Raw genomic sequence first — 22222 nt, 5'->3', positions numbered from 1 at the left:
GCCCCACTCGGGGGCGCGCACTGCTCGACAATTGGGCGGTACATTGCAGTTCGCGCAGTTTCTGCGTGACGATGGGTCGTCTCTAGCCGACTCATCGGTAGCCACCGCACCGGCGGCCTCCCTGCACCCGTCCAGAAAGCCGAGCACACGCAGCTCATGAAGATCCCCGGTTTCTCTCACTCCTCCGACGATTCGCGCGACCCGCGCGCCCCGCGCGACGCCCGCGTCTCGGCCGGCCCGGTCGTTCCGGCATTCCGGGCCGACGACACCGTGTCGAACGGCATGAAGATCGCAGGGGCGTGGGGGTGGCGGATCCTCGTCGTCGTCGCCTGCCTTGCCGTCTTCCTGTTCCTTATCGAGAAGCTCGCCGAAATCGTCGTGCCGTTCTTGATCGCGCTGCTGATCTCGGCTCTGCTGCAGCCGTTCGTCCGCCTGCTCGAGCGTCACCGCGTTCCCAAGTGGCTGTCGATCGTCGTCGCACTGCTGCTCGCGATCGTCATCTTCGGCGGGCTCGTGCTGCTCGTCGTCCTGCAGGTACGAGCCGGGCTCCCCGCACTCGAGAAGAAGTCGGTCGACCGGTTCGAGGTCGTCAAGCAGTTCCTCGCCGCGCCCCCGTTCAACCTCACGAGCAGCGACTACAACTCGGTGCTCGACTCGGCCACCACGGCCATCCAGGACAGCTCGAAGTCGCTCCTCTCCGGTGTCGCGGCAGTTGGGCTCGGGGGTGCGCACTTCATCGCCGACGGACTGCTGACGATCTTCGCCACGATCTTCATGCTCATCGACGGCGACGGCGTCTGGAAGTGGGTCACCCGGCTGTTCCCGCGTCGCGCCCGTGCCGCGGTCGACGGCGCCGGCCAGGCGGGCTGGCACACGCTCGCCACGTTCGTGCGCGTGCAGATCTTCGTCGCGGCGGTCGACGGACTCGGCGTCGGCCTGTTCGCGTTCTTCCTCGGGCTGCCTCTGGCCGTCCCGATCGGCGTCCTGGTGTTCCTGGCATCGTTTATCCCGGTCGTCGGCGCCATCGTCTCGGGGGCCTTCGCCGTCGTGATCGCCCTGCTGTTCATCGGCCCGCTCCAGGCGCTCATCATGCTCGGCGGCGTCATCATCGTGCACCTGCTGGAAGCGCACGTGCTCCAGCCGCTCGTCATGGGCAACGCCGTCAAGGTGCACCCGCTCGCGGTCGTGTTCGCGGTTGCTGGCGGTTCGTACATCGCCGGGATCCCGGGCGCCCTGTTCGCCGTGCCGACGATCGCCGTGCTCAACGTGATGGTGACGTACGTCGCGCGCGGCAAGTGGAAGTCGGAGTCGCAGCGCGCGGCCGAGAAGGATGCGACGTCGGAGGTCGTACCCGAGGCGTAACACTCGGCTGCTGCCGCTGGCGGTTTGTCGCCGCCAATTTGAGAGCGATCCTGGCTCTGGGTCACACCCGTTACTGCTGTATGGGGGTGCCTCAGCCGGATCGCTCTCAGATTTTCCAGGCGAACAAGCTCAGGATCCGGCGGACGCGCCCCCGAGCCCCCGCTCCTGGGCGCGCCGAGCCCGAGCGGCCCGGCGTCGGGCTCGCCATGTCGTCTGCTGGGCAGCTTCTTCGACCTCGGCCAGCGCCGCTGACTCTGCCGCTGCCGCGCGCCGCGCCTCCCTCCGCGCCCGCCACCGCCCTACCTCGGCGTCGGCATCGCGCAACGGCGTCACCACGGGTGGCCCGCCGGCGAGCTGCCGCCGAGCCTCGACGATTCGCGAGTTGAAGTCGGAAAGCGTCGCGCGCACCGACGCCTCGGTCGCCATCGAGTCGAGGAGGTCGTCGAGCTGTGCGTTCTCGGTGCGGAGAGACAGCGCCGGAGGAGCCACCCCCGAAAGACCCTCGCGTTCGATCTTGGCTTTGATCCACCAGTCGGGATCGTGGCCGCCGGTGAGCCCGGGAAGGGGTTTGCCGGCGAGCGGCGAATTGTCGAACTCGCCGGCGTCGATCGCGCGATCGAGGGCGGTCTTGGCGATCGCGCGGAGTTCGGCGGCGGTGGGGGCGCGCTTCGCGTCTGAGCGGGGTGGAGCGGTGGGGCCTGCGCCCCCAGCGCCAGCGGTCGGATCAGCGCCCGCAGCGCCAGCCTCGGCAGCCCGCGCGTCGGACTCGGCGCGCTCGAGGCGGTAGCGGACCGCGGCAAGGGACGGATCGCGGCGGGCTGTGTCGCGCACACGCTCGACCTGCGAGGACGGCGCGGCAGCGGGTGAGCGACCCGAAGCGCGAGGGGCGGCGGGCCCTGCGGCGGGTGGTCTGGGATCCTGCGGTTCGTGTTGCTCGGCCATCACCGCCACGCTACGCCGCACCCGTGCAAATTCGAAGGAGATTCGGCGGCCTGACCCCCGCCGATCGCACTGTCTGCGTCGCGGCGGGCGCGTTTCTCCTTCGAATTTGCAGGCGCTACGCGAAGAGGGCGGGCTGCACCGCAGGCACCGGCCGCCCGGCGACCCCGGCCTCGACGCCCAGGAGATGCACCTTGCGTTCGACGCCGCCGCCGAAGCCCGTCATCGCGCCATTCGCTCCGATGACGCGATGGCACGGCACGATGATCGACAGCGGATTGCGCCCGTTGGCGAGCCCCACGGCACGCACCGCCTTCGGGTTGCCGAGCGCGACGGCGATCTCGCCGTAGGTGCGGGTCTCGCCGTACGGAATGAGTACGAGCTGCTGCCAGACCGCGCGCTGGAAGTCGGTGCCGACCGGGTCGAGCACGATGTCGAAGGTGCGCCGCGACCCGGCGAAGTACGCCGGGAGTTGGTCGGCGGCGGCGGCGAAGACCCCGACGGACGGGTCGACCCGATCGCCGAAGGTCTCGCGGCCGGGGGCATGACGGTGGTCGACCATGTAGAGCGCTCGGAGTGCGGTCGAGTCGGCGTCGGCGACGAGCGTGAGTTCGCCGATGGGGGAGTCGATGGTCGTGAAAGTCATGCGGGAGGCCCTTCGAGAGGAGGCAGAACGACGTCGTGGTCGGGAATCGTGTTGACGGCGTGCGGGCTGAGCGCCCAGAGGTATTGCACGGCGTAGGCGCGCCACGGCGACCAGGCACGCGACGCTGCCTCGAGACCCCGCTTGTCGGTGGGCAGGCCGAGGGTGGCGGCGATCTTGACGACACCGAGATCGCCGACGAGGAAGGCGTCGGGGTCGCCCAGGGCGCGCATCGCGATTGTCTCGATGGTCCACGGCCCCATGCCGGGCAGCGCGTCGAGGTGTCGGCGGGCCTCGGCCCAGTCGGCACCGGCACCGAGATCGACAGCCCCCGAGGCAAGCGCCCCGGCAACGCCGAGCAGGGTACGGCGACGGGAACCGGGCACACGAAGGGCCGCGTCGAGTGCCTCCGATGACGCACCGGCCACGGCCTCCGCCGTCGGGAACAGGTGGGTCAGGCCGCCGTCGGGGTCGTCGATCCGTTCGCCGAACGCCTGAACGAGTCGCGCCGCATGAGTGCGGGCGGCGGCCGTCGAGACCTGCTGCCCGAGCACGGCCCGGAGCGCGAATGCCTCGGGGTCGGAAACCCGCGGAACGCGCCGCCCGGGTGCCGCCTCGACGGCAGTGCGAAGATGCGGATCGGCCCGAAGGTGGCTGACGATGGCCACCGGGTCGGCATCGAGGTCGAGCAGACGACGCACCCGACTCACGGCCGCCGAGACGTCGCGGACGTCACTGAGCCGCAGGGTGACCGGAAAAGCAGAGCCGATCGGGCGGCGCACCGAGACGATGCCCCAGCCCCGAGGCAGACGCAGGGTCGTCCGGTAGGCCCCGTCGCGGAACTCTTCGACACCGGGCACGCCCGTCGCAATGAGATGCCCGAGCAGGTTCGACGGGTCGAGGGGCTCCCGGAACGCCAACCGAAGGTGGATGACGGTGCCGTCGGGTGACGGCCGGGCGTCGGTGCCGGCCGCCGATCTCAGCGCACTGGGAGTCGTCGCGTAGGTGGCACGGAGCACGTCGTTGAAGGTGCGCACCGACGAGAACCCGGCGGCGAACACGATATCGGACATCGGCAGATCAGTCGACTCGATCAGGATCCGTGCCGACTGCGCGCGTTGCGCCTGCGCGAGAGCGAGGGGCCCGGCGCCGAGCTCGTCGTTCAGAAGCCTCTCGACCTGGCGGACGCTGTAGCCGAGGCCCTCGGCGAGACGTGGCACACCCTCCCGGTCGACGACGCCGTCGGCGATGAGCCGCATCGCCCGCGCCACCGTGTCGGAGCGGACGTTCCACTCGGGAGAGCCGGGCACGGCTTCGGGCCGACACCGCTTGCAGGCACGGAAGCCCGCCGCCTGAGCCGACGCCGATGACGCGTGGAACACCATGTTTGCGTCTTTCGGAGTGCGTGCCGGGCAGCTCGGCCGGCAGTAGATGCCGGTCGAGAGAACTGCCGTGTAGAAGAAGCCGTCGAAGCGCGCGTCGCGGCTTCGGACCGCGCCGCGGCAGACCGTGTCGTCGAGGTGCATGGCTCCATCCTCACACCGGCCCCTGACACCCGCTAGCGGTTTTCCGACACGGCAGTGGCGCCCCCACGCCCGCCCTATCCGCCGCACCGCGTATCCCGGACTCCCCCACGCGCCGCGGCACGTCTCCGAGTCCGTAACGCGTCTCGCAGCGGCCGCACCTTCCTGGTGGACGCGACCGGATGACAGGTACCATAGACGACGTCTATATCGGAGGATTCCCGTGGAGCGAAGCGCCAGAGCGGCCCAGTACGCCCGCCTCATCCGGCTGGCCAGAGACGACGTCGGCATGTCCCAGGCGGAGCTGGCTTCGGCTGCCGGCATCCAGCAGCCGACCATCTCCGCCTACGAAAACGGGTCGAAACGGCCTCGACCCGAAACCCTCCAAACGATCCTCCGGGCCGCTCGCCTGCGCCCGAGCGTCGCCCTGGCTGTCTTCGCCGAGGATGTCCGCGAAGCGGCTTTGCGCCATCGACTCCATGACGTTCGCGTTTTCGGCTCCGCCCTGCGGGGCACTGACTCCGAATCGAGCGACATCGATCTGCTGGTCGCTGTGAGTCCAGGAGCGAGCCTGTTCGATCTCGGAGGGTTCAGCAGCGAGGTCGAGACACTGACCGGCTTCTCGACAGATGTGCTGACCGATAGCCAGGTCGACAACGCGTACTTCGCCCACGTGTCGCAGGAGGCGGTGCTGTTGTGACGGACGGCCAGTTCAGCCCCCGGCCGCGCGCAACGCCCCCGGCCACTCCCGAGGTCGATCGCTGGCCTGCAGTTCAAGACGCCCTGCGGGGGTTGCTCGACGAGGTCGGGGCAATCGTCGATCGCGGCGTCACCGAGTTCGACCAACCGCACAGCCTCACCTACCGGGCGGCCGAGGCCGTCATCATCCACTTCCACGACATCGTCAGCAACCGCATCCCTCCGGAGCGGCTCGGCAGGCTACCCGCCGACCTTCCCCTCGCCGCGATCACAGCGACCCGCAACATCCTGGCTCACAACTACCGGTCGGCCGACAAGACGATCATCTGGGCCGTCTTGCAGAGGGAGCTCCCCCAGGCGATTCGGGCCATCGTCGGCCCCGACTGACGCGGTCGACCGCAACCAGCCGGGTAGACGCGCAGCCCTGCACCAACGCTCTGCCACAATCGTCGCGTGAACGAGCAAAACCAGCACCCCCGCCTCCTCCTCGTCGACGTCAGCGACCGCGAGCGCGCCGACCCTGCGTACGGCGCCGAGCTGCGCACACTGAGCGAAAGCATCGCGGCGGCGGCCGTCCGGACGGGGTTCGCGGTGCGGCGCGTCGTCTCGGACGACGCCGAACTCGAGACCGAACTCGCCACCTCGGATGCCGTGCTTCTTACGGGTGGTGAGGATGTGGATCCTGCGCTCTATGGCGGCGAAGCCGACTACCCCGGGCGAGAAGAGATCTTCGGCGACGCCGACCGAGCCCAGACGGCACTCGTGCGGGCGGCGGTCGCGTCGGGCACACCGCTGATCGGCATCTGCCGCGGCATGCAGGTGATCAACGTGGCGCTCGGCGGCGATCTCGTGCAGCACCTCCACGACGGCGGTCACGTCGCGGCCGGTCCGGCAGGATCCGACATGCTTCGGCACGAGGTCACAGTCGACCGCGACTCCCGGCTCGCCGCGATCGTCGGCGATACCGCATTCACCGTGCAGTCGTCGCACCACCAGGCCGTCGACCGGCCGGGTTCGGGCTTGCGAGTCGTGGCCCGGGCGGATGACGGCACCGTTGAGGCGATCGAGCACGAGTCGGCGCCGATGTGGGCGGTGCAGTGGCACCCCGAAGACCGAGGATCCGACGGAACCGTCCTCGACGACCTCCTCGCAGCGGCTCGCGACGCGGTTGCCGGCTAGGCCGCTCCGGTCACGCGGAGGGCAGCTAGAGCGTCGTCGACTCGCCGACCGCCAGCAGCGTCATCGGCACTCCCGTGAGGCCGTCGGCGCCGAGGAACTGCGCCGTCGATCCCTTGCCCGCATCGCTCAGCATCAGATCGTGGATCTGGATCGTCGACGTCGGAGCCACAGCACGCACGTAGTCGACGGCCTTCTCGGTGTTGATCCAGGGTCCGCTGACCGGCATGAGCAGCGTCTCGACGGGCACGCCCGGCTCGAGGTACGCATCGCCCGGGTGGAAGACGGCGCCGCCGATCAGGTAGCCGACGTTCTGCACTAGCGGGATGTCGCGGTGGATCACGGCATGGTCGTCGCCGAAGACCGCGATGTCGAACCCGGCGGCAGTGAAGGTGTCGCCAGCCGAAACGGTGACGATCGTGCCGACCGACTCGGCGGCAGCAGAGTCGCCGGCGGAAGGCTGGGCCGATGAGAGGGCCGACGTGACCGACGCCGGGGCGTAGACCGTCAGCTCGGGTCGGGCGCCGAGGGCCGCGGTGAGCACCTCCGCGTCGAAGTGGTCGGCGTGGTCGTGCGTGACGAGCACGGCCTCGGCGGACGCCACGAGCTCGGCCGAGTTCGGCGTGTAGCTGCCCGGATCGACGACCAGCGAGTTCTCGCCCTTGGTGAAGACGATCGTCGCGTGGGTGTATTTGGTGAGGACCGTTCCGGTGAGCTCCATCCCACAACTATACAGCCAAACTGTATAGTTGCTGCATGAGCACCGACCCCTTCGACCTCGACTCCGCCGACGAACTCCGCCGCTCGGTCGGAGTACTGGTCAGAGCCGTCCGCGACCGAACCGCTCACGAGAGCGACGGGCAGATCGAGACGCTCGGCTTTCTGATGCGCGACGGCGCCCAGAGTATCGCGGCGCTAGCTCGCCTCCGCCGCATTCGACACCAGAGCGCCAGCGCCGTCGTCGCCGAACTCGAGCGGGCCGGGCTCGTCGCCCGAGCCTCCGACCCTGACGACGCCCGCGGCGTGCTCATCACGCTGACGACCGCAGGATCCGACGTGGTCACCGAATCACGCCGCCTCCGCGCGGGCGTCGTGCTCGAGGCCGCTCGCGCGTCGCTGTCGATCGACGAGCGTGCCCTGCTCGCCCGCGTGCCCGCGTTGCTCGACGCGCTCTCGGAGGCGATGGCCGACCGCTGATCAGCTAGTGCGCGGGGCCGAGCAGCACGGCGAACAGCGCAGCTGCCCCGCCGACGATGTAGAACAGCGTTCCGATCTGCATCGTTCGCGTCTTGTTCCGGTCGGCGATCGGCACACTCACCTCGAGGATCGGGCACCCCGACCAGCCCATGAGCCCGATGCTGAGCGCGGTGAGCGCGGCTCCCACCCACCACAGCACGGCGATCCCGCCGGCCAGCACGGCCGGCCGCCACCCTGAGGCGAGCAGCAGCCCGAGAGCCAGAGCTACCGAACCGGCAGCACCGATAAACCAGATCGTGCCCGTCCACATGATTCGCTGGAGGTTCTGCTCGGGGGTCATCAGATCGTGGGTCACGGAGACATCATTCTCCTGTGCGGCCTGTTCCGCTAATCCGCGGCGGAACGATCAGAGCTGAGTGCAGTTCAGGATCCGGCAGCCCTCGCTTTCATACAGCTATAGTTATATAATTACGTGATGCACTTGTCCACCGCGCCCACCACCATCCGCTCGGAGTGGCGGCGCGAGTTCCTCTCCGTGCTGCCGCACAACCGAGCTCACGCCGGAGCGATCCGCGCGGCCATCGCGGTCGTGCTGCCGATCGCGATCCTGTCGCTCACGGGCCACCCGACCCTCACGCTCTACGCGACGTTCGGCGCCATGGCCGGCGTCTTCGGCCGCCACGCGACATATGCCGCCCGCTGGCGCTTGCAGGCCGCTGCCGGCCTTGCGCTCACCACCGCAGTCGTCGTCGGCACCCTGGTCGGCGTCGTCGCCCCCGCCTCCTTCCTCGCCGTCATGGCGATCGCCGTCCTCTCGGTCGCCGGCCTCCTCCTCTCCCGCCGCATCGGGCTACTGCCGGTGCCGTCGCTGTTCCTGGTCTTCGCGACCGGGAGCACCTCGGCGTTCGCCCATGCATCGGCCGACCTCATCTGGGCGGCCGTGCTCCCTCTCGGCGCAGCGACCTTTGCGGTGCTGCTGGGGCAGGTGGGCCGGATCCTGCCGTCTCTGCGCGACAGCGCCGCACCCTCGACACCGGCCAAGCACGGCCTGCGCCCCGCGGTTCCGTTCCGCGACATCCTCGGAGCGCCGGGCGTCCGCCGCGACATCGTCCGCTACCTCGTCGGCCCACTCGCGGCGGGGGCCCTCGCCACCGCGGTCGGCATCGGTCACCCCTACTGGGCCGCCGTCGCCGCGACCGTGCCGCTCTCTGGCGCGACGCTCGGGGCCCAGCTGGGGCGCGGCAGTCAGCGTCTGGTCGGCACGATCCTGGGGGTGGCTCTCGCCGCCCTTTTGCTCAGCTTCGACCCGCCCCTCGTCTGGCTGATCGTGATCGTCGCCGCGGCTCAGCTCTGGGCGGAGCTGTTCATCCTGCGCAACTACGCGCTGGCGACCGTCGGCGTCACGCCGCTGGCTCTGGTGATGGTGCATCTCGCATCGCCGCTGCCCCTGGCCGAGCTGGTGAGCGATCGCCTCGTCGAAACCGTGATCGGTGTCGTCGTCGCTGTCGTCGTGCTGCTGGCGACCCGCTCGCCGAAACCTCAAAATCATCCGGTGCGCGAGGCCACGATTGGTCGATTCTGAGGTTTCGCCGCGCAGCTCGCCGCCCTCATCGTGAGCATCCTCGACGGGAACCACGACTCGCGCCACAATGAGCGCATGGACGACACAGCCGCAGGTGCAGACACGGCAGCCCCCACCGCCGCGGAGCAGATCGACGCTCTGATCGCCAAGCACCCCGATTGGCGGGGCGCGCGCCTCGCTCAGCTGCGCGCCATCATCCGATCGGTCGACCCCGCGATCGTCGAGACCTGGAAGTGGATGGGCTCCCCCGTCTGGGAGCTCGGCGGCATCATCTGCGTCGGCAACATCTTCGAGGGCAAGGTGAAGATCGGCTTCATGGACGGCGCCGCGCTGCCCGACCCGAAGGGCATCTTCAACGCCGAGCTGGAGGGCAACAAGCGCCGCTCGATCGACTACTTCGAATCCGACGTCGTCGACGAGGAGGGCCTCCGTGACCTCGTCCGTGCGGCCATCACCCTGATCGCGGACCGCACTTCCGCAAAGGCCGCGGCCAAGGCGTCCGCGAAGAAGAAATAGCCGGTGACCGAGGATCCGCGACTCGTCGTCAGAGACCAGGCGGCATGGCGCACCTGGCTCGATGCCAACGAGGCCTCCAGCGATGGCATCTGGCTGATCCTGGCCAAGAAGGGCACGACCGAGCCCACGTCGCTGACCTACCCACAGGCTCTCGACGAGGCGCTTTGCAGCGGGTGGATCGACAGCCAGAAGAAGGGCGTCGACGAGCAGGTGACGAGTCAGCGATTCACGCCGCGACGGAAGGCGTCGCTCTGGTCGCAGCGCAACATCGGCCTCGTCGCCGCGCTCACAGCGGAGGGCCGGATGCGCCCCAGCGGCCAAGCAGAGATCGACCGGGCCCAGGCCGACGGGCGCTGGGATCGTGCCTACGCCGGGCAGGCCACCGCCGAAGTCCCGGACGATCTCGTAGCAGCCCTCGCATCCGCGACACCGGCGGCGGCAGTCCTCTTCGCCGGGGCATCGAGCGCCAATCGGTACGCGTTCATTCATCGACTCGTGACGGCGCCGAATGCCACGACTCGCACCAACCGCCTCGCGAAGCTGATCGCGATGCTGGAGCGCGGCGAGTTGCCGTTCTGACGCGGAGCCGTCCGTGCGGATCCACGCCTACCCGACGCCGAACGGACTAGCCGTCGCGCCGCGGCACGTGCGACTGTCCGCATGACGTCTGCACGCCCAACCCGACCGGAGGCGACGCGGGCCGGCCTGCGACGAGATGAGTAGCGTCGAGTCGTGAAGCTCTCCGCACTCGCACGTCGCATCGCGCGGAACATCGTGTGGTGGGTGCGGGATTACGCCTTCGCAGCTCACTGGCAGGTGAGGGCGATCGTCGGGCGCCGGGATCCTGGTCTCTATCTCAGTGGAGACGGACGCCCGGTCGTCGTGATCCCGGGGGTGTGGGAGACCTGGGCGTTCCTGCGACCCCTCATCGCTCGGGTGCATGCCGCCGGCCACCCGGTGCACGTGCTCGATTCGCTGCACTGGAACAGCCGCCCCGTCGAGGCGACCGCGCACGATGTCGCCACCTATGTGCTCGAGCACGAGCTGACCGATGTCGTGATCGTCGCCCACTCGAAGGGCGGTCTGATCGGCAAATACGTGATGGCGCTGCTCGACGACGCGCACCGGATCGAGTCGATGGTCGCCATCTGCTCGCCGTTCTCGGGTTCGCGATACGCCCCCTGGTTGGTGCTGAAAAGCCTTCGCGCGTTCTCGCCGCGCGACGCGACGACACTGCTTCTCGCCCGCAACCGGGAGGTCAACGCCCGCATCGTGTCGATCTTCGGTGAGTTCGACCCGCACATCCCCGAGGGCAGCAGTCTGCCGGGGGCCGAGAACATCCGGTTGCCTGCGGGCGGACACTTCAGGATCCTGGCGCTCCCCCGCACGATCCGAACAGTTCTCGCCGTTGCGGCCCGCTGAGCCCGGCCCCCGCCGCTCGTCCCCGCGCTTCGGCCCGGCGGTGCTCCCTCGCTGCCCCGTGCCCGCCTGCCTGCCTGGCCCCCCTGCCCGCCCGCCTCGCGTGATATATCGATGCTGGCGTCAGGGGGTCGACCCTTTGTCAGAGACGTTTTGCGCGCCGTCAAATTCGACCGAAATCGAAAGGGCCGCGGCCACCGTTTCGATCCGCGTCAAATTTGATGCGGCGCGAAACGTCTCTAGGGAGATGCCACCTCCCGGCTACGGCCAGCGCAACGCAGCAAAGCACGGCCCGGCCCGGCCCGGCCCGGCACAACACGACACACTGCCCCGCCGCAGAACGACATCCCTGGCCGTGACCAGCGGCGGTGGGTAGATTCAATACTGTCGCGTCGCGCTGATTCGATCGAGATGCCGGGCTTTCGGCTCCAGGAGAACAGCATGAACGACGAGGCCGTCACACCGCCCCTCTACGATTTTGATCCGGCCACCCCCTCCGGCGCCGTGATCCAAGCGCTCTACGCCCTGCAAGACGCCGAGGCCCTGCACCGGTGCCGACTCCGTGACCACTTCGGTATCGGGGCCAACGACCTCAGCGCCATCGAGTACATCGCGCGCCTGGAGAACGTCGGTCGCACCCCCCGCCCCCGCGATGTGACCCACATGCTCGGGGTGACGAGCGCCGCCACCACGATTCTGTTGAACAGGCTCATGACACGGGGGTTCGTGACGCGGCAGCCGGATCCTGAGGACGGTCGCGGTCAGCTCCTCGGCCTGACGCCCGTAGCCCGGGCTATGCTCCAGGACGCGGCGGGCACGAGTCAGCACGCCCTCCGCATGAAGCTCTCGACGATCACCGCGCGCGAGGCGCAACGAGTCGTCAGTCTGCTCGACGCGGTCACCCTCTCGCTCGACAAGGGCGCACCGGTCGCTAAGCCACTTAACGACATCGACCCCGCAATGTCGGTGGTCTGACCTAGTCTCGAAGAGATCGGGATGCACAATCCCTCGGCGTGACCATCGATCTCTCTCCCCTTGTTTCGGGAGTCCAGGCGGTACGTCGGGTGTCCCGGACGAGACGAAGCTTTACGCGGCTTCACCAGAATCGCAGGTCGCCATGACCCCGCCCATCACCCATTCGCTGCCCTCCGGCCTCGCGCCGGCCTCTCTTCTGCTGGCGGTCGTTGCATGAGCAGCCTCTACCGCTCCGAGCCCTCCGTCGAACCTGTCCGCATCTCGACCCTGCGTCACCGCCGCGCGCCCGCGATCCTGCTGCCGTCGTCACCGCAGCAGCAGCCTCTCGAATCCGAGCCGACATACGCCGACTTCATTGGCAGAATGGCGACCGCGGCAACTGACCGCCTCGTCGGCACACGCACTCTGAACGAGCGCGACGCGTCCTAGACGTGACGTATTGTCGACGCGACGTATGGTCGACGACACTCAGGGTCGGGCCTACGCAGCGACGAAGAACTCCAGGGCGACGCCGTCGGGATCCCTGACGCTCAGGGCTGTGCCGTAGTCGGCCTCCACGAGGCCCGAGTTGGCGAACCCGACTGCATCGAGGTGCGCTGCCCAGGCTCGCAACTCGTCGAGACCTTCCACGGCGAATCCGACGTGATCCAGCCCCGGTGTGAACGGATCGAACCGTCCCCCCGCGCCCCGCTCATGCTGAGTGAGACCGATGTTCGTGCCCGAGGGTAACCGGAAGAGCCGCCGCGACAAGCCGTCTCCGTCGAGGGAGCCGATCGGGCCGAACCCGAAGAGTCGCTCATAGAAGGCACTGCTCGCGTCGAGGTCGCTGACGGTAATGGCCACATGGTCGATTCCGGTAAGTGTCGGCATGCATCCATCCAACCCCGGGCGACTCCTCAAGGCCCTCGCACGTACCGCCGCGAAGTAGACGATCGCTCAATACCATCCGGTCCGGTTTGTGTCCAGGCCTTTTGTGGGGACTGCGCCGGAGTGAGTATTGGGTCGTTCCGGCGGCAAGGATCAGGGTTGCCGGGCACGGCATGGGGCCGGTTCGGGTCGGCCCCATGCCATCACTCTCGCGAGGGCCCTGCAAAAGTTTTTCGCGAGCAAGCAAACCCTTTGATGGACGGTAGCGAACACAAGACATCGGGCAAACGCCCCAGGAATACGCACCGGGCTTACCGGAAACGTCCAAGCAACATCCATCAAAGGATTATCATGCGCAAGTTCTCGAAAGCTACAGTCGGATTCGCTACCGCCGGCCTCCTCGTCGCCGGCGTCACCGGCCTCGGCGTCTCCACCGCCTACGCCGCCCCGTCGTCCTCGAACGTCCACCTCGCCGCGTCATCGTCGACCGTCCCCGCCCCGGCCGCGGCCGTCCCCGAGATCTTCGGCGGAGACACCTCCGTCGCCCTCGACAGCGACTTCCTCGCCGCCCTCAAGAGCCTCGGCCTCACCCCCTCCACCGAGGGCAAAGCCACCCTCACCGGCAGCGACATCGCCTTCCCCATCACCGGCGGATCGCTCGTCTACTGGAGCCCTGACGGCTCCTACCGCCCCTACGTCCAGGGCATCGTCGAGCACGACGGATCCGGCCTGAACCTCACCGCCGGCTCCACCAAGGTCACCCTCGAGAACTTCACCGTCAACCCGGGTAACTCCAAGCTCTACGGCGACGTCCTCGTCAACGGCAAGATGGCCGTCCAGCAGGCCTACATCTTCTCCCTCCACGGCGGCAGCCTCAAGCCCCTCTCCATGGACGGCAAGAACGGCGTCCTCACCGGCACCACCGTCCACGTCTCCGGCGTCGCCGCGAAACTCCTGAACTCCACCTTCAAGACCGACGCCGTCAAGGCCGACCTCCTCGTCGGAGTCGCCACCATCAGCGCCCAGATCACCGAGTAACACCCCCTCCCACGGAGAGCCCGCCGCATCCCAGCGGCGGGCTCTTCGTCAGTTGCCAGCCCGCCCCTCCACTCGGCGGCCAGGAGTCTCCCGCTGGCGCATCGGCGGGGGATCAGCCCGGAGACCGGATTCCTCCGGGCGCCCGATAGGGCCCGCCTCACCCTCGGGTGCGGCGGGCTTTTCCGCTGCCCGGTCGGCGGCGGGCGATGCTGACCGTAATCTGCTCGACTAGCGCGCCCGAGCCTCGAGGTGCGCGTAGTCGGGCAGCTCGATCTTGTCGGACGGCGGCCGGAAGAACCGCCCGCCGAGCGCCGAGATCACACCGCTCGACGCGACCCGCAGGCCCGCGCGGAACACCGCCAGCCCGGCCCTGGTGCGTGGATTCGCGACCTGCGGAACCCCCGGCGGCAGCTTCTGCGCCTGCTCGACATACGGCCGCATGATCCGCTCGTAGCCGGCGAAAGCGTCGCGGTGATCGACGTGCGCGGCGAGCTCGCCAGCAAGAACGTAGGCACCGACGATCGACAGGCTCGTGCCCATGCCGCTCACCGGCGAGGCGCACCACGCCGCGTCTCCCGTCAGCACCACACGGCCCCTCGTCCACGACGGCGCCTTCACCTGGCCTAGTGTCTCGAAGTAGATGTCATCGGCGTCGTCGAGGGCGTCGAGTACTCGCCGGGCCTCCCAGCCGACGTCAGCGAAGTGTTCGCGCAGGTGCTGCTTCTGCTGCTCGGTGGTTCGACGCTTGTCGCGCGCCGACGACGGATCGCCGTAGATCACCGACGACAGCACCGCACGTGTGGTGCCGTGCCGGTCCGGCCGCAGGGTGACGGCCCGACCGCCCGGCTCGTTGTACCAGCGCCACCACGGGGTGTCGCTGTCGGTGCGCGGAATCGTGAGATAGGTCATCTCCATGCCGATCGGCTCGACGACGGCGTCGCCGAAGACCAGCGAGCGGGTCGACGACCCGATGCCGTCGGCGGCGACCACCAGATCGAAGGATCCGCGGGCACCGCTCTCGAACACCACATCGACGGCCGACCCCGTGTCGTCGAGCTCGGCGATCCGGTCACCGTAGAGGTAGGTCGTGCCGGGCTCACCGTCAAGGCTTTTCGAGGCCTCGACGAAAATGAGCGACAGATCACCGCGGAGAATCTCGAGCTCGGCCGTCGCCCCCTCGGTGTCGCTGGCCTTGACCGGGAACTCGGCGACGACCGCTCCGCCCTTGCCGAGGAACCGCGTTCCGACCTCGCCTGTCGTGCCCGCTCGGACGGCTTCTTCGAGCCCCGCTCGGCGGAGCACCTCCCGGGCAGCGCCGCGAATGTCGATGTTCTGACCGCCGCTGCGGAACTCGGGCGCGCGCTCGACGACGGTGGTCTGCCAGCCGTAGCGATTCAGCCAGAACGCGAGTGCGGGGCCGGCGATGCTGGCCCCGGAGATCAGGGCGGTGGGACGGCTCATGGGGTGCCTTTCGTCGACGTCCATTCTTGCGACTGCCGTCTACTTTGGCCCGGGGCCCGCGCTCCTAGTCGGGTTTCGCGGATTTAGTCGCGGAATTCTGCGACTAGACCTGCGAAACGCGACTAGACGGCGCCGAGCCCCCTAGACCCGAGCGAAGCCGACCGCAGCACCGAACTGGCCGAGCGCCATCGCGTTGTAGGCGTCGACGTCGAACGGCTGCGAGGTCACCTCGCCGCGCAGGAACGCACGAATCCCCTCGGCGAGGCCGTCGACCGAAGCGGGCACTACGTGGATGACTCCCTCGGGCAGCGCGTCGGCGATCGACCCGAATTCGGTCGACACCATCGGCAGACCGAGCGTCGCCGCTTCGAGCAGCACCATGGGCTGGCCCTCGTAGTCGCTCGAGAGCACGAAGCAGTCGGCTGCACGCAGCACCGAGAACGGATTGCGCAGGGCACCGGTGAGAAACGCGACGCCGCGAAGCCCGAGCCGCTCGATCTCAGCCTCGAGCTCCGCCTCGAGCGGGCCGTGCCCGACGAGCAGCAGCCGGAGCGTCGACCCCGTCTCGGACGACGAACGCACCGCCGCGAACGCGGCGAGCAGCCGCTTCTGGTTCTTCTCGCGCGTGTAGCGACCGACGGTGACGAGCCAGACGGAGTCGTCGTCGCGCCCCAGGGCCTCGACCCACTCGGGGACTGCGCCGTCAGCGGGCAGCGGCTCGCCCTCGAAGACGGGTGCGGGGGCGAGCCGACGGATCCTCGAGGCGTCGACGAGGTTGACCGCGGAGTCGATGGTGCGCGACCCGAGAGCCGAGGGTGGGAGCTTCCGCTGGTTGATCGCGGCGAGCGCCGGTGACACGGCCACCAGCGAGTCGTACGACGGGTAGAGGCCGAAGAGGGCCGGCAGGCTGACGGCGAGCGGTCGCTTGCCCGCGACCTCGCGCCCCACTTCGGCGGCGAGGTCGTTGTGCAGCCAGATCGAGCGCGGTGCGTCGGGCGAGTGCAACAGCAGCGTCGCCCAGAAAGGGCTGTAGCCGCTGAAGTCGACGACGAAGTCGAAGGTCGACGATCCGAAGCACCGCGTCCACTCGTCGTCCCAGAGGGTCTGCTGCCCGGCATCTGCCGCGTGTGCGTCGGCGACTCCGCGGCGGTAGAGCAGCCGGCGTCGCAGCTGCTGGGCTTTCGGGCCGTTCATGCCGCCTTCGCGGCGGAAGTGCCGCACCGATCCCGCCACCGCGTCGGCGTTGTGCACCTGCTGCGGCGACTTGGTCACCGTGTAGGCGATGCTCACGTCGTAGCGTTCGGTCGGCAGAGCGGCCAGGAGGTTGAGGCCCGCCGACGTGATCCCGTTCGAGGCGAGGTCTCCGACATGCACCAGCACCGAGGTGCGGTTCGAGGCCGACGCCGACGGCTCGAGGATCCGATGCCCCTCGGTTCGATCTCGGAACACGACGTCGACCACGCGAGCGGCGCTGTGCTCGGGGCGGGGCACGAAGCGGGCCTGCCAGGCGGCACGGACGTCGGTGCGGAGCTCGGGGTCCGCCGGATCCTGGGCCGTGATCACCCGGGCGACGTCGACGATCTCGGAGCAGACCGGGCCGGGGAGCTCGTCGGCCTCGAAGTACATGCCGCGACCGGCGCCGTACGACGACGCGTCGGGGGCGAAGAACACGATGCGGCGACCGGTCGCCAGGAAGTCGAAGAAGATCGACGAGAAATCGGTGATGAGGGTGTCGACGACGCCGAGGAGTCGGTTGGTCGGAATGCGCCCCGGCACGAGCACCCGCGCGAGCTGCGGGTTGCCGCCGACGAAGCGCTCGAGGATCTGGTGGGTCTTGAGCAGAACGACGTAGTCGCTGCCGAGTCTCGCCTGCAGGTCGGTGACCCGGGCGAGCAGCAGCTCGATGTCGTCGGACGGGTCGCCGAACGACTCGCCCCTCCAGGTGGGCGCGTAGAGCACGACGCGACGGCGGCCGATGGCGAGGCCCGCCGAGACCAGCTCGTCGACGACGCGAACCCGGTCTGCCTCGGTGAGCTCTTGGCGGTCGACCCGGGGGTAGCCCTCCTCGAGGATCCGGCCCCGGAAGAACCCGTCGAGCTTGTAGGCCGAGCCGTACATCGTCTCGGTCATGAACGGGTTCTGGGCGAGCAGGTAGTCGGCGGCGACGAAGTTGCGGAGGGTGTTGCCCGACTGCCGTGCCCCACCCGGCATGTCGAAGCCCATCGCCTTGAGCGGGGTGCCGTGCCACGTGTTGAGGTAGACCTGACCGGGCCGTTTCGAGAACCACTGCGGGAACGTCGCGTTGTTGATCAGGTACTTACTGGTCGACACGGCGCGGAGGTAGGCGAGCGACTCGCGGAGTACGAAACGCACGCGAGGATCGCGGCGGAATTCGCGCAGCGTGGCCTCGTCGTCGATGTGCGCTTGGTCGAGCACCCAGACGTGCTTCAGGTGCGCGAAGTCGGGTGCGTCGAGCAGCTCGCGGAAGAGCGCCTCGGGGTTGCAGAGCAGGCCGGTGCCCGCAAACGCCTCGTAGAGCACGGTGTCGTCGCGGATCGTGTCACGCCGAAATCGCGCGAGCGCCTCCATCCGGGCGGCTTTCAGCCCGATGCGGGCGGCGCGGTTCAGTACGGACGGCACGTTCATGGGATCTCCTCGCGGGGATCACTGCCCCCGGAGCATTAGACCGTGAACTGGCAGAGAAACGCCTAAGAACGCGCCGAGCCGGGCCGGACGTCAGCCTTGGCGGTCTCGCCGAGAGCCACCCAGAAGGGGTGCCGAGTAGCGACCACGACCGCGTCGAAACGGCTGAGGCCGAAGAGGCGCCGCAACTCGGCGCGCCACTGCGAGAGCGGACGCCGGCCAGTGACGCGAGCGGCGAGTGACCAGAACTTCGAGCCCTCGAGGCCGCCCTGCCGCACGACGACACGGATCCTTCGGTCGAGGCTCTTCTGCCACGCGATGAACTCCCGCTTGCGCGAATCGGAGACGAGCACGGTGAGGTCGGTCGTGTCGAGGTCGATCGCGGCGATCTCGCGGTCGGCGACGGCGGGATCCCAGCGGTCGGTCGGGCCACCGGCGACGAGGAGCACGCGAGGCGCGGTCGACTCGTTCAGGGCTCGCGACCGGTCGGGGTCGACGACACCGCGGAACACCGCGTCAACGACCCGTGCCGTTGCGCGCCCGTCGTCGTCGCCGGCGAATCGTCGCCGTGCCGCCGCGAGTCGTTCGACACCCGCCTCGTCGAGCGGAGCCCGAACCGAGTCGGCCAGCTCGGCCAGGGTGGTCGTCACGCGGCCGGGCCAGGTCGACGGCTCGAGATACAGGCCCCGATAGTCGCCGTAGTCGCCGATGTCGGGCACGAAGAAATGCAGGGGCCGACCCGTCGTCAGAAAGTCGAAGAAGACGCTCGAGTAGTCGGTGACGAGGTGGTCGGTGACCGCGAGCACGTGGTTGGTCGGCAGGTCGTTCGGCACGAGCAGACCGGTGCCCGCTCGCTCGCTCACGCTGTCGTGCACGACCTGATGCGCCTTGAGTGCGACCCGGTAGTCGTCACCGAGCAGGTCTTGCAGGTCGCGGGCCTGGTCGACGAGGATCCGGGGATCGTCGGGGCGCACGAACGACGTGCCCTTCCATGTCGGTGCGAACAGCACCAGCCGGCGTCCGTCGAGGTCGAGGCCGGCGTCACGGAGGGCCGCGATCGTCTCCTCGCGCTCCCCCGCGTCGGCGAACTGGGCGTCGACCCGGGGGAGCCCGAGCTGCAGAACCCGCCCGTCGAACAGCCCGTCGAGCCGGTGCGCCTGCCGATACAGGGTGTCGGTCATGTAGTCGCCGCTCGAGAGCAGATAGTCGGAGTGCAAGAAGGTGCGCAGCACGTTGGCGACCCGGGCGGGCTGGTCGTCGATGTCGAAGCCCATCTTCTTCAGCGGCGTGCCGTGCCAGGTGTTCAGCACCACTTGGCCGTCTCGACGGCTGAACCAGCGCGGAAAGGTGGAGTTCGTGACGAGGTAGCCCGCCGTCGACACGGCTCGGGCGTACGCCTTCGAGCCGGGCTCGACGAACCGGACCCGGGCGTCGCCTCCGAACTCGGTGAGCACCAGGTCGTGATCGTGCCCGGGCCGGAGAGACCAGATGAAGCGGAGGTCGGCGAAGCCGGGATCCTTGATGAGTGCTCGGAAGATCGCCTCGGGGTTGCAGAGAGCGCCGTTGCCGTCGAACGACTCGAAGAAGACCACTCGCCGATCGACCGGACGCCGCCGCGAGAACGCGCGCGACTCGACCTCCATCGCCCGGTGTGCCGTGCGACGAAGCGAGGTCAGGGTGGGGGTGGCCATGGCAGGTCGAGACTACTGCTTTCGACCCTCGGGCTTATCAGGGCGTCGTGATGCTGACGGAGTCACGAAGGGTCGGCTCGGGGGCGACAGCCCGCGGCAGCTCGAGCCAGAGGTCGACCTGGTCGTCTTCGCCGTCGAGGCCGAGCGCGACGGCCACGGGGTCGACCGACATGGCCGCCACGGTGATAGCGGTGGGTGAATCGGCCGGCGCCGTGCGAATGATGATCCGATCCGAGGTCAGCCCTGTGATCGCCGCGGCGACCTGCCCGAGCACACGCTCCAGATCGACGGGGTCGAGGTCGTCGAGGCCGCCGTCGTCGTTCACCTGGACTACGGCCCCACGTCGTCGATGGAGCATGACCTGCTCGCGGATCTCGCGGCTCAGCAGCTGACGTCCGCGGATCTCGTCTCGAATGGTCTGTTCGAGCAGCCGGCACTCTGCCCTGTCTTCCGCGGTGAGTCGACCGCGCTTGTCGCTGATCGCCCGGAGCATCGGTGCGGCGACCAGCGCGGTGGTGCCGAGGCGCACCTGGCGTTCGGCGTGGAAGGCCTCCTGTGCGGCCCGCCACGTCGCCGCTTGGCGCTCCGATTCGACGTGCCGAGAGATCTCCGCGCCGGTCACCCCGATAGCCCACGCCGAGACGGTGACGACGGCCACCATCAAGATCGTGGCGATGATTCCGAAGTGCAGAAGACCCCACGGGCCGGCCCAGACCAGGGTCTGCACGACAAGCCCAGCCAGAACCAGCCAGGCGAGTCTCTGGCGGTGACGCAGCAACAACTCCACGACCAGGCACACGACGCCGCTGACGTACCAGGCGCCGTTCGAGAACGAGTCTGTCGACGGGTTCAGGGCGGCGCTCCCGAGTATGGGAAGCAGGAGCCCGACGATCGCGATGAAGCCGGCGCGGCGGTGAGACGGAGCGGCGTTCTGGGGCGCGAAGACGCACATGGTGAACGCGGTCGCGAAGAGCGCGAGTCCGATCGCCGGCTGCACCACCTCGGGCTTTGACACCACGACAACGAGTCCGAAGACGATCGCGAACAGCGCGAAACTCGTGACCAGGCCGAGAGTCAGCCACCTCGGGACGTTGATCATGGAAGCACCCGTCGTTCTTCTTCGGTGTAGAGGTCGGTGCCGACGATGGCCACCGAACCCCAGCTCAAGACGATGCGGGTGCCGGCTCCCGGGGCCGACTCGACATCGACACGCCCCTCGAGGGCTCGAAGCTCCCGAGCCGCCTCGTTCCCGCGCCCACCGCCCTGCAGCCCGATCGACCCGGGGTCGAAGCCGCACCCGTCGTCTTCGACGATGAGTCGAATGCCGTCGGATCCCAGCGGATGGCCCCGAAGGGTTCGCCGAGTGGCTCCGTCGGCGTGCTGCACGCTGTTCGCGAGCGAGTGCACCAGAACGCCCACGAGAGCGTGAGCGACCTCCGGGGGCAGCATCACGACCTCCACCGCGGTCAGATCCTGGTCGAAGTGGCTCAGCCAGATGCCGAGTTGCTCGCATCGCTGGGCGAGCACCTGGCCGAACGGCAGGACCTGCTCGTTGCGGCCGACCGCGTTGACGTGCATCAGCACGCGCAACGAGTTGGCCGCCATCCGCGACGCGAGGTCTTCCGATTCGGGGTCGCCCGCCGAAGCCGCCGAGAGGAACGTGGTCAGCACGGCGTCGTGGAGCAGCGCGTCGGTTCGGTTGCGCTCGTGCTCGGTCGCATCTTCGAGCTGCGACGCCGCGAAGGTGTCGACCGCCAGCTGCTGCCTGTTCGCGGCGGCCACGACCCGGTGGCGGACGGTCCCGAGCAGCAGCACCAAGACGAGGGAGAGGCCGACCATGAACAGGCCGTCCACAGCGACGTCGGAGAGAGCGACGTCGCCGCGGATCCTGAGACCGATGCTCGCTAGAGCACTGACGACGAACGCGAACACCATCGGCACGACACGGGAGCGGGCGCCCCGCGCAAGGTACGCGGCACCGACGGGCGACAGGGCGATCAACCAGGGCATGGGATCCGTCGAGACCGGCGGCGTCAACGTAGCCGCCCACAGCAGCAGCGCACCCGCGTAGACCGCCGCACCGAGCAGAAAGAACAGCCTGGCGCGGGCCGGTACAACGAGAGGGCCGAGCCCCGCCAGGATGGCGAGGCCGACCATCGACATGACGACAGCGCCGAGCGGATCCGCTAACGACGGGGCATCGGCGACGAACGAATCGGCGGTCTGCAGCGAGTAGAGGACGCCGAACCCGCCGACGATCAGGTCGAAGAGACGATCGAACCGACGCATTCCGGCATCGACGATCCGGCCCGAAGCGGAAACCCGGGGCACCGGCCATCGCGAAACGACAGAGGAAGAAATCACGCTGATTCCTCTGTGCACTGGATTGCCCGTCACGATCAAGACCCGCCTCCCCGGCTAAGTTGCTCAACCGTAAATGCTGCGTCTCGCCGGCGCACGAACCCACTTAGGGGCATCGCGCCCCCACTTC

The 22222-nt window shown here is 68.8% G+C and carries 23 protein-coding genes; 12 read left to right on the top strand and 11 right to left on the bottom strand.

The features are described 5' to 3' along the window. Positions 1-156: 156 nt before the first annotated feature. A complete protein-coding gene (locus tag EDF39_RS03020) occupies positions 157-1362 on the top strand; it encodes an AI-2E family transporter (RefSeq protein WP_233572942.1) in 1206 nt (401 codons plus the stop codon). Positions 1363-1491: 129 nt separating this feature from the next. Here the strand turns inward: EDF39_RS03020 and EDF39_RS03015 are convergent, their stop codons facing one another. The 3 genes from EDF39_RS03015 to EDF39_RS03005 all read right to left on the bottom strand — a co-directional run bounded on the left by EDF39_RS03015 (position 1492) and on the right by EDF39_RS03005 (position 4470). Continuing rightward, positions 1492-2304, bottom strand: a complete 813-nt coding sequence (locus EDF39_RS03015; RefSeq protein ID WP_123940375.1) for a DUF1992 domain-containing protein — start codon at positions 2302-2304, stop codon at positions 1492-1494. Positions 2305-2419: 115 nt separating this feature from the next. Beyond that, a complete protein-coding gene (locus EDF39_RS03010; protein WP_123940373.1) occupies positions 2420-2947 on the bottom strand; it encodes a methylated-DNA--[protein]-cysteine S-methyltransferase in 528 nt (175 codons plus the stop codon). Beyond that, positions 2944-4470: an AlkA N-terminal domain-containing protein gene (locus EDF39_RS03005; RefSeq protein ID WP_123940371.1), complete on the bottom strand. Its 1527-nt coding sequence runs from the start codon at positions 4468-4470 to the stop codon at positions 2944-2946. The genes EDF39_RS03010 and EDF39_RS03005 overlap by 4 nt, the downstream gene beginning before the upstream one ends. Positions 4471-4690: 220 nt before the next feature. Between EDF39_RS03005 and EDF39_RS03000 the strand changes: the two genes are divergently transcribed. From EDF39_RS03000 to EDF39_RS02990, 3 genes are all read left to right on the top strand, one after another. Further along, entirely contained in the window at positions 4691-5167 is a 477-nt protein-coding gene (locus EDF39_RS03000; protein WP_233572941.1) for an XRE family transcriptional regulator, read from the top strand. Then, positions 5164-5553, top strand: a complete 390-nt coding sequence (locus tag EDF39_RS02995) for a DUF86 domain-containing protein (RefSeq protein ID WP_123940368.1) — start codon at positions 5164-5166, stop codon at positions 5551-5553. The genes EDF39_RS03000 and EDF39_RS02995 overlap by 4 nt, the downstream gene beginning before the upstream one ends. A 66-nt stretch (positions 5554-5619) precedes the next feature. After that, complete coding sequence (locus EDF39_RS02990) at positions 5620-6345, top strand: gamma-glutamyl-gamma-aminobutyrate hydrolase family protein (RefSeq protein ID WP_123940366.1); 726 nt, start codon at positions 5620-5622, stop codon at positions 6343-6345. A gap of 25 nt (positions 6346-6370) precedes the next feature. Here the strand turns inward: EDF39_RS02990 and EDF39_RS02985 are convergent, their stop codons facing one another. Further along, positions 6371-7063 carry an MBL fold metallo-hydrolase gene (locus EDF39_RS02985; protein ID WP_123940364.1) on the bottom strand — a complete coding sequence of 231 codons (693 nt, stop codon included), beginning with the start codon at positions 7061-7063 and terminating at the stop codon, positions 6371-6373. A gap of 35 nt (positions 7064-7098) precedes the next feature. On the opposite strand from EDF39_RS02985, the gene EDF39_RS02980 reads away from it, so the two are divergent. Beyond that, positions 7099-7539: a MarR family winged helix-turn-helix transcriptional regulator gene (locus tag EDF39_RS02980; protein WP_123940362.1), complete on the top strand. Its 441-nt coding sequence runs from the start codon at positions 7099-7101 to the stop codon at positions 7537-7539. 4 nt (positions 7540-7543) lie between these two features. Here the strand turns inward: EDF39_RS02980 and EDF39_RS02975 are convergent, their stop codons facing one another. Then, on the bottom strand, positions 7544-7894 hold the full coding sequence (locus EDF39_RS02975) for a hypothetical protein (protein ID WP_123940361.1): 351 nt from the start codon (positions 7892-7894) through the stop codon (positions 7544-7546). Between the two features lie 120 nt (positions 7895-8014). On the opposite strand from EDF39_RS02975, the gene EDF39_RS02970 reads away from it, so the two are divergent. From EDF39_RS02970 to EDF39_RS02945, 6 genes are all read left to right on the top strand, one after another. Further along, on the top strand, positions 8015-9121 hold the full coding sequence (locus tag EDF39_RS02970) for an FUSC family protein (protein WP_123940359.1): 1107 nt from the start codon (positions 8015-8017) through the stop codon (positions 9119-9121). 75 nt (positions 9122-9196) lie between these two features. Continuing rightward, on the top strand, positions 9197-9637 hold the full coding sequence (locus EDF39_RS02965; protein WP_123940357.1) for a DUF1801 domain-containing protein: 441 nt from the start codon (positions 9197-9199) through the stop codon (positions 9635-9637). Positions 9638-9640: 3 nt separating this feature from the next. Then, entirely contained in the window at positions 9641-10216 is a 576-nt protein-coding gene (locus EDF39_RS02960; protein ID WP_123940355.1) for a YdeI family protein, read from the top strand. Positions 10217-10369: 153 nt separating this feature from the next. Continuing rightward, a complete protein-coding gene (locus EDF39_RS02955) occupies positions 10370-11059 on the top strand; it encodes a triacylglycerol lipase (protein WP_233572940.1) in 690 nt (229 codons plus the stop codon). Between the two features lie 438 nt (positions 11060-11497). Continuing rightward, the gene (locus EDF39_RS02950; RefSeq protein WP_158613142.1) at positions 11498-12031 is read left to right on the top strand and encodes a MarR family winged helix-turn-helix transcriptional regulator; all 534 of its coding nucleotides are present in this window, start codon (positions 11498-11500) and stop codon (positions 12029-12031) included. 213 nt (positions 12032-12244) lie between these two features. Beyond that, positions 12245-12460 carry a hypothetical protein gene (locus EDF39_RS02945; protein ID WP_055961719.1) on the top strand — a complete coding sequence of 72 codons (216 nt, stop codon included), beginning with the start codon at positions 12245-12247 and terminating at the stop codon, positions 12458-12460. Positions 12461-12511: 51 nt separating this feature from the next. Here EDF39_RS02945 and EDF39_RS02940 read toward each other — a convergent pair whose 3' ends face one another. Continuing rightward, complete coding sequence (locus tag EDF39_RS02940; RefSeq protein WP_123940351.1) at positions 12512-12901, bottom strand: VOC family protein; 390 nt, start codon at positions 12899-12901, stop codon at positions 12512-12514. 348 nt (positions 12902-13249) lie between these two features. Between EDF39_RS02940 and EDF39_RS02935 the strand changes: the two genes are divergently transcribed. Beyond that, complete coding sequence (locus EDF39_RS02935; RefSeq protein ID WP_123940349.1) at positions 13250-13936, top strand: hypothetical protein; 687 nt, start codon at positions 13250-13252, stop codon at positions 13934-13936. Between the two features lie 228 nt (positions 13937-14164). Here EDF39_RS02935 and EDF39_RS02930 read toward each other — a convergent pair whose 3' ends face one another. The 5 genes from EDF39_RS02930 to EDF39_RS02910 all read right to left on the bottom strand — a co-directional run bounded on the left by EDF39_RS02930 (position 14165) and on the right by EDF39_RS02910 (position 22095). After that, positions 14165-15397: an FAD-dependent monooxygenase gene (locus tag EDF39_RS02930; RefSeq protein WP_123940347.1), complete on the bottom strand. Its 1233-nt coding sequence runs from the start codon at positions 15395-15397 to the stop codon at positions 14165-14167. Between the two features lie 141 nt (positions 15398-15538). Then, positions 15539-18043: a CDP-glycerol glycerophosphotransferase family protein gene (locus tag EDF39_RS02925; RefSeq protein WP_123940345.1), complete on the bottom strand. Its 2505-nt coding sequence runs from the start codon at positions 18041-18043 to the stop codon at positions 15539-15541. A gap of 62 nt (positions 18044-18105) precedes the next feature. Beyond that, positions 18106-19731: a CDP-glycerol glycerophosphotransferase family protein gene (locus tag EDF39_RS02920; RefSeq protein ID WP_123940343.1), complete on the bottom strand. Its 1626-nt coding sequence runs from the start codon at positions 19729-19731 to the stop codon at positions 18106-18108. A gap of 37 nt (positions 19732-19768) precedes the next feature. Continuing rightward, the gene (locus tag EDF39_RS02915) at positions 19769-20830 is read right to left on the bottom strand and encodes a hypothetical protein (RefSeq protein WP_123940341.1); all 1062 of its coding nucleotides are present in this window, start codon (positions 20828-20830) and stop codon (positions 19769-19771) included. Next, entirely contained in the window at positions 20827-22095 is a 1269-nt protein-coding gene (locus EDF39_RS02910; protein WP_123940339.1) for a sensor histidine kinase, read from the bottom strand. The genes EDF39_RS02915 and EDF39_RS02910 overlap by 4 nt, the downstream gene beginning before the upstream one ends. Positions 22096-22222 lie beyond the last annotated feature (127 nt).

The organism is Frondihabitans sp. PhB161 (genome assembly GCF_003814635.1).
Taxonomy (GTDB): Bacteria; Actinomycetota; Actinomycetes; order Actinomycetales; family Microbacteriaceae; genus Frondihabitans.
The sequence above is the reverse complement of the archived record's forward strand: the minus strand, read 5'-3'. Positions and strand labels throughout refer to the sequence as shown.

What these genes read in the sequence shown, in the direction of transcription:
- EDF39_RS02945 (WP_055961719.1), top strand. Translation starts at nt 12,245, where the DNA reads ATGAGCAGCCTCTACCGCTCCGAGCCCTCCGTCGAACCTGTCCGCATC.
- EDF39_RS02970 (WP_123940359.1), top strand. Translation starts at nt 8,015, where the DNA reads ATGCACTTGTCCACCGCGCCCACCACCATCCGCTCGGAGTGGCGGCGC.
- EDF39_RS02985 (WP_123940364.1), bottom strand. Translation starts at nt 7,063, where the DNA reads ATGGAGCTCACCGGAACGGTCCTCACCAAATACACCCACGCGACGATC.
- EDF39_RS03010 (WP_123940373.1), bottom strand. Translation starts at nt 2,947, where the DNA reads ATGACTTTCACGACCATCGACTCCCCCATCGGCGAACTCACGCTCGTC.
- EDF39_RS02925 (WP_123940345.1), bottom strand. Translation starts at nt 18,043, where the DNA reads ATGAACGTGCCGTCCGTACTGAACCGCGCCGCCCGCATCGGGCTGAAA.
- EDF39_RS02930 (WP_123940347.1), bottom strand. Translation starts at nt 15,397, where the DNA reads ATGAGCCGTCCCACCGCCCTGATCTCCGGGGCCAGCATCGCCGGCCCC.
- EDF39_RS02940 (WP_123940351.1), bottom strand. Translation starts at nt 12,901, where the DNA reads ATGCCGACACTTACCGGAATCGACCATGTGGCCATTACCGTCAGCGAC.
- EDF39_RS03020 (WP_233572942.1), top strand. Translation starts at nt 157, where the DNA reads ATGAAGATCCCCGGTTTCTCTCACTCCTCCGACGATTCGCGCGACCCG.
- EDF39_RS02920 (WP_123940343.1), bottom strand. Translation starts at nt 19,731, where the DNA reads ATGGCCACCCCCACCCTGACCTCGCTTCGTCGCACGGCACACCGGGCG.
- EDF39_RS02965 (WP_123940357.1), top strand. Translation starts at nt 9,197, where the DNA reads ATGGACGACACAGCCGCAGGTGCAGACACGGCAGCCCCCACCGCCGCG.
- EDF39_RS02980 (WP_123940362.1), top strand. Translation starts at nt 7,099, where the DNA reads ATGAGCACCGACCCCTTCGACCTCGACTCCGCCGACGAACTCCGCCGC.
- EDF39_RS03015 (WP_123940375.1), bottom strand. Translation starts at nt 2,304, where the DNA reads ATGGCCGAGCAACACGAACCGCAGGATCCCAGACCACCCGCCGCAGGG.
- EDF39_RS02950 (WP_158613142.1), top strand. Translation starts at nt 11,498, where the DNA reads ATGAACGACGAGGCCGTCACACCGCCCCTCTACGATTTTGATCCGGCC.
- EDF39_RS02915 (WP_123940341.1), bottom strand. Translation starts at nt 20,830, where the DNA reads ATGATCAACGTCCCGAGGTGGCTGACTCTCGGCCTGGTCACGAGTTTC.
- EDF39_RS03005 (WP_123940371.1), bottom strand. Translation starts at nt 4,470, where the DNA reads ATGCACCTCGACGACACGGTCTGCCGCGGCGCGGTCCGAAGCCGCGAC.
- EDF39_RS02935 (WP_123940349.1), top strand. Translation starts at nt 13,250, where the DNA reads ATGCGCAAGTTCTCGAAAGCTACAGTCGGATTCGCTACCGCCGGCCTC.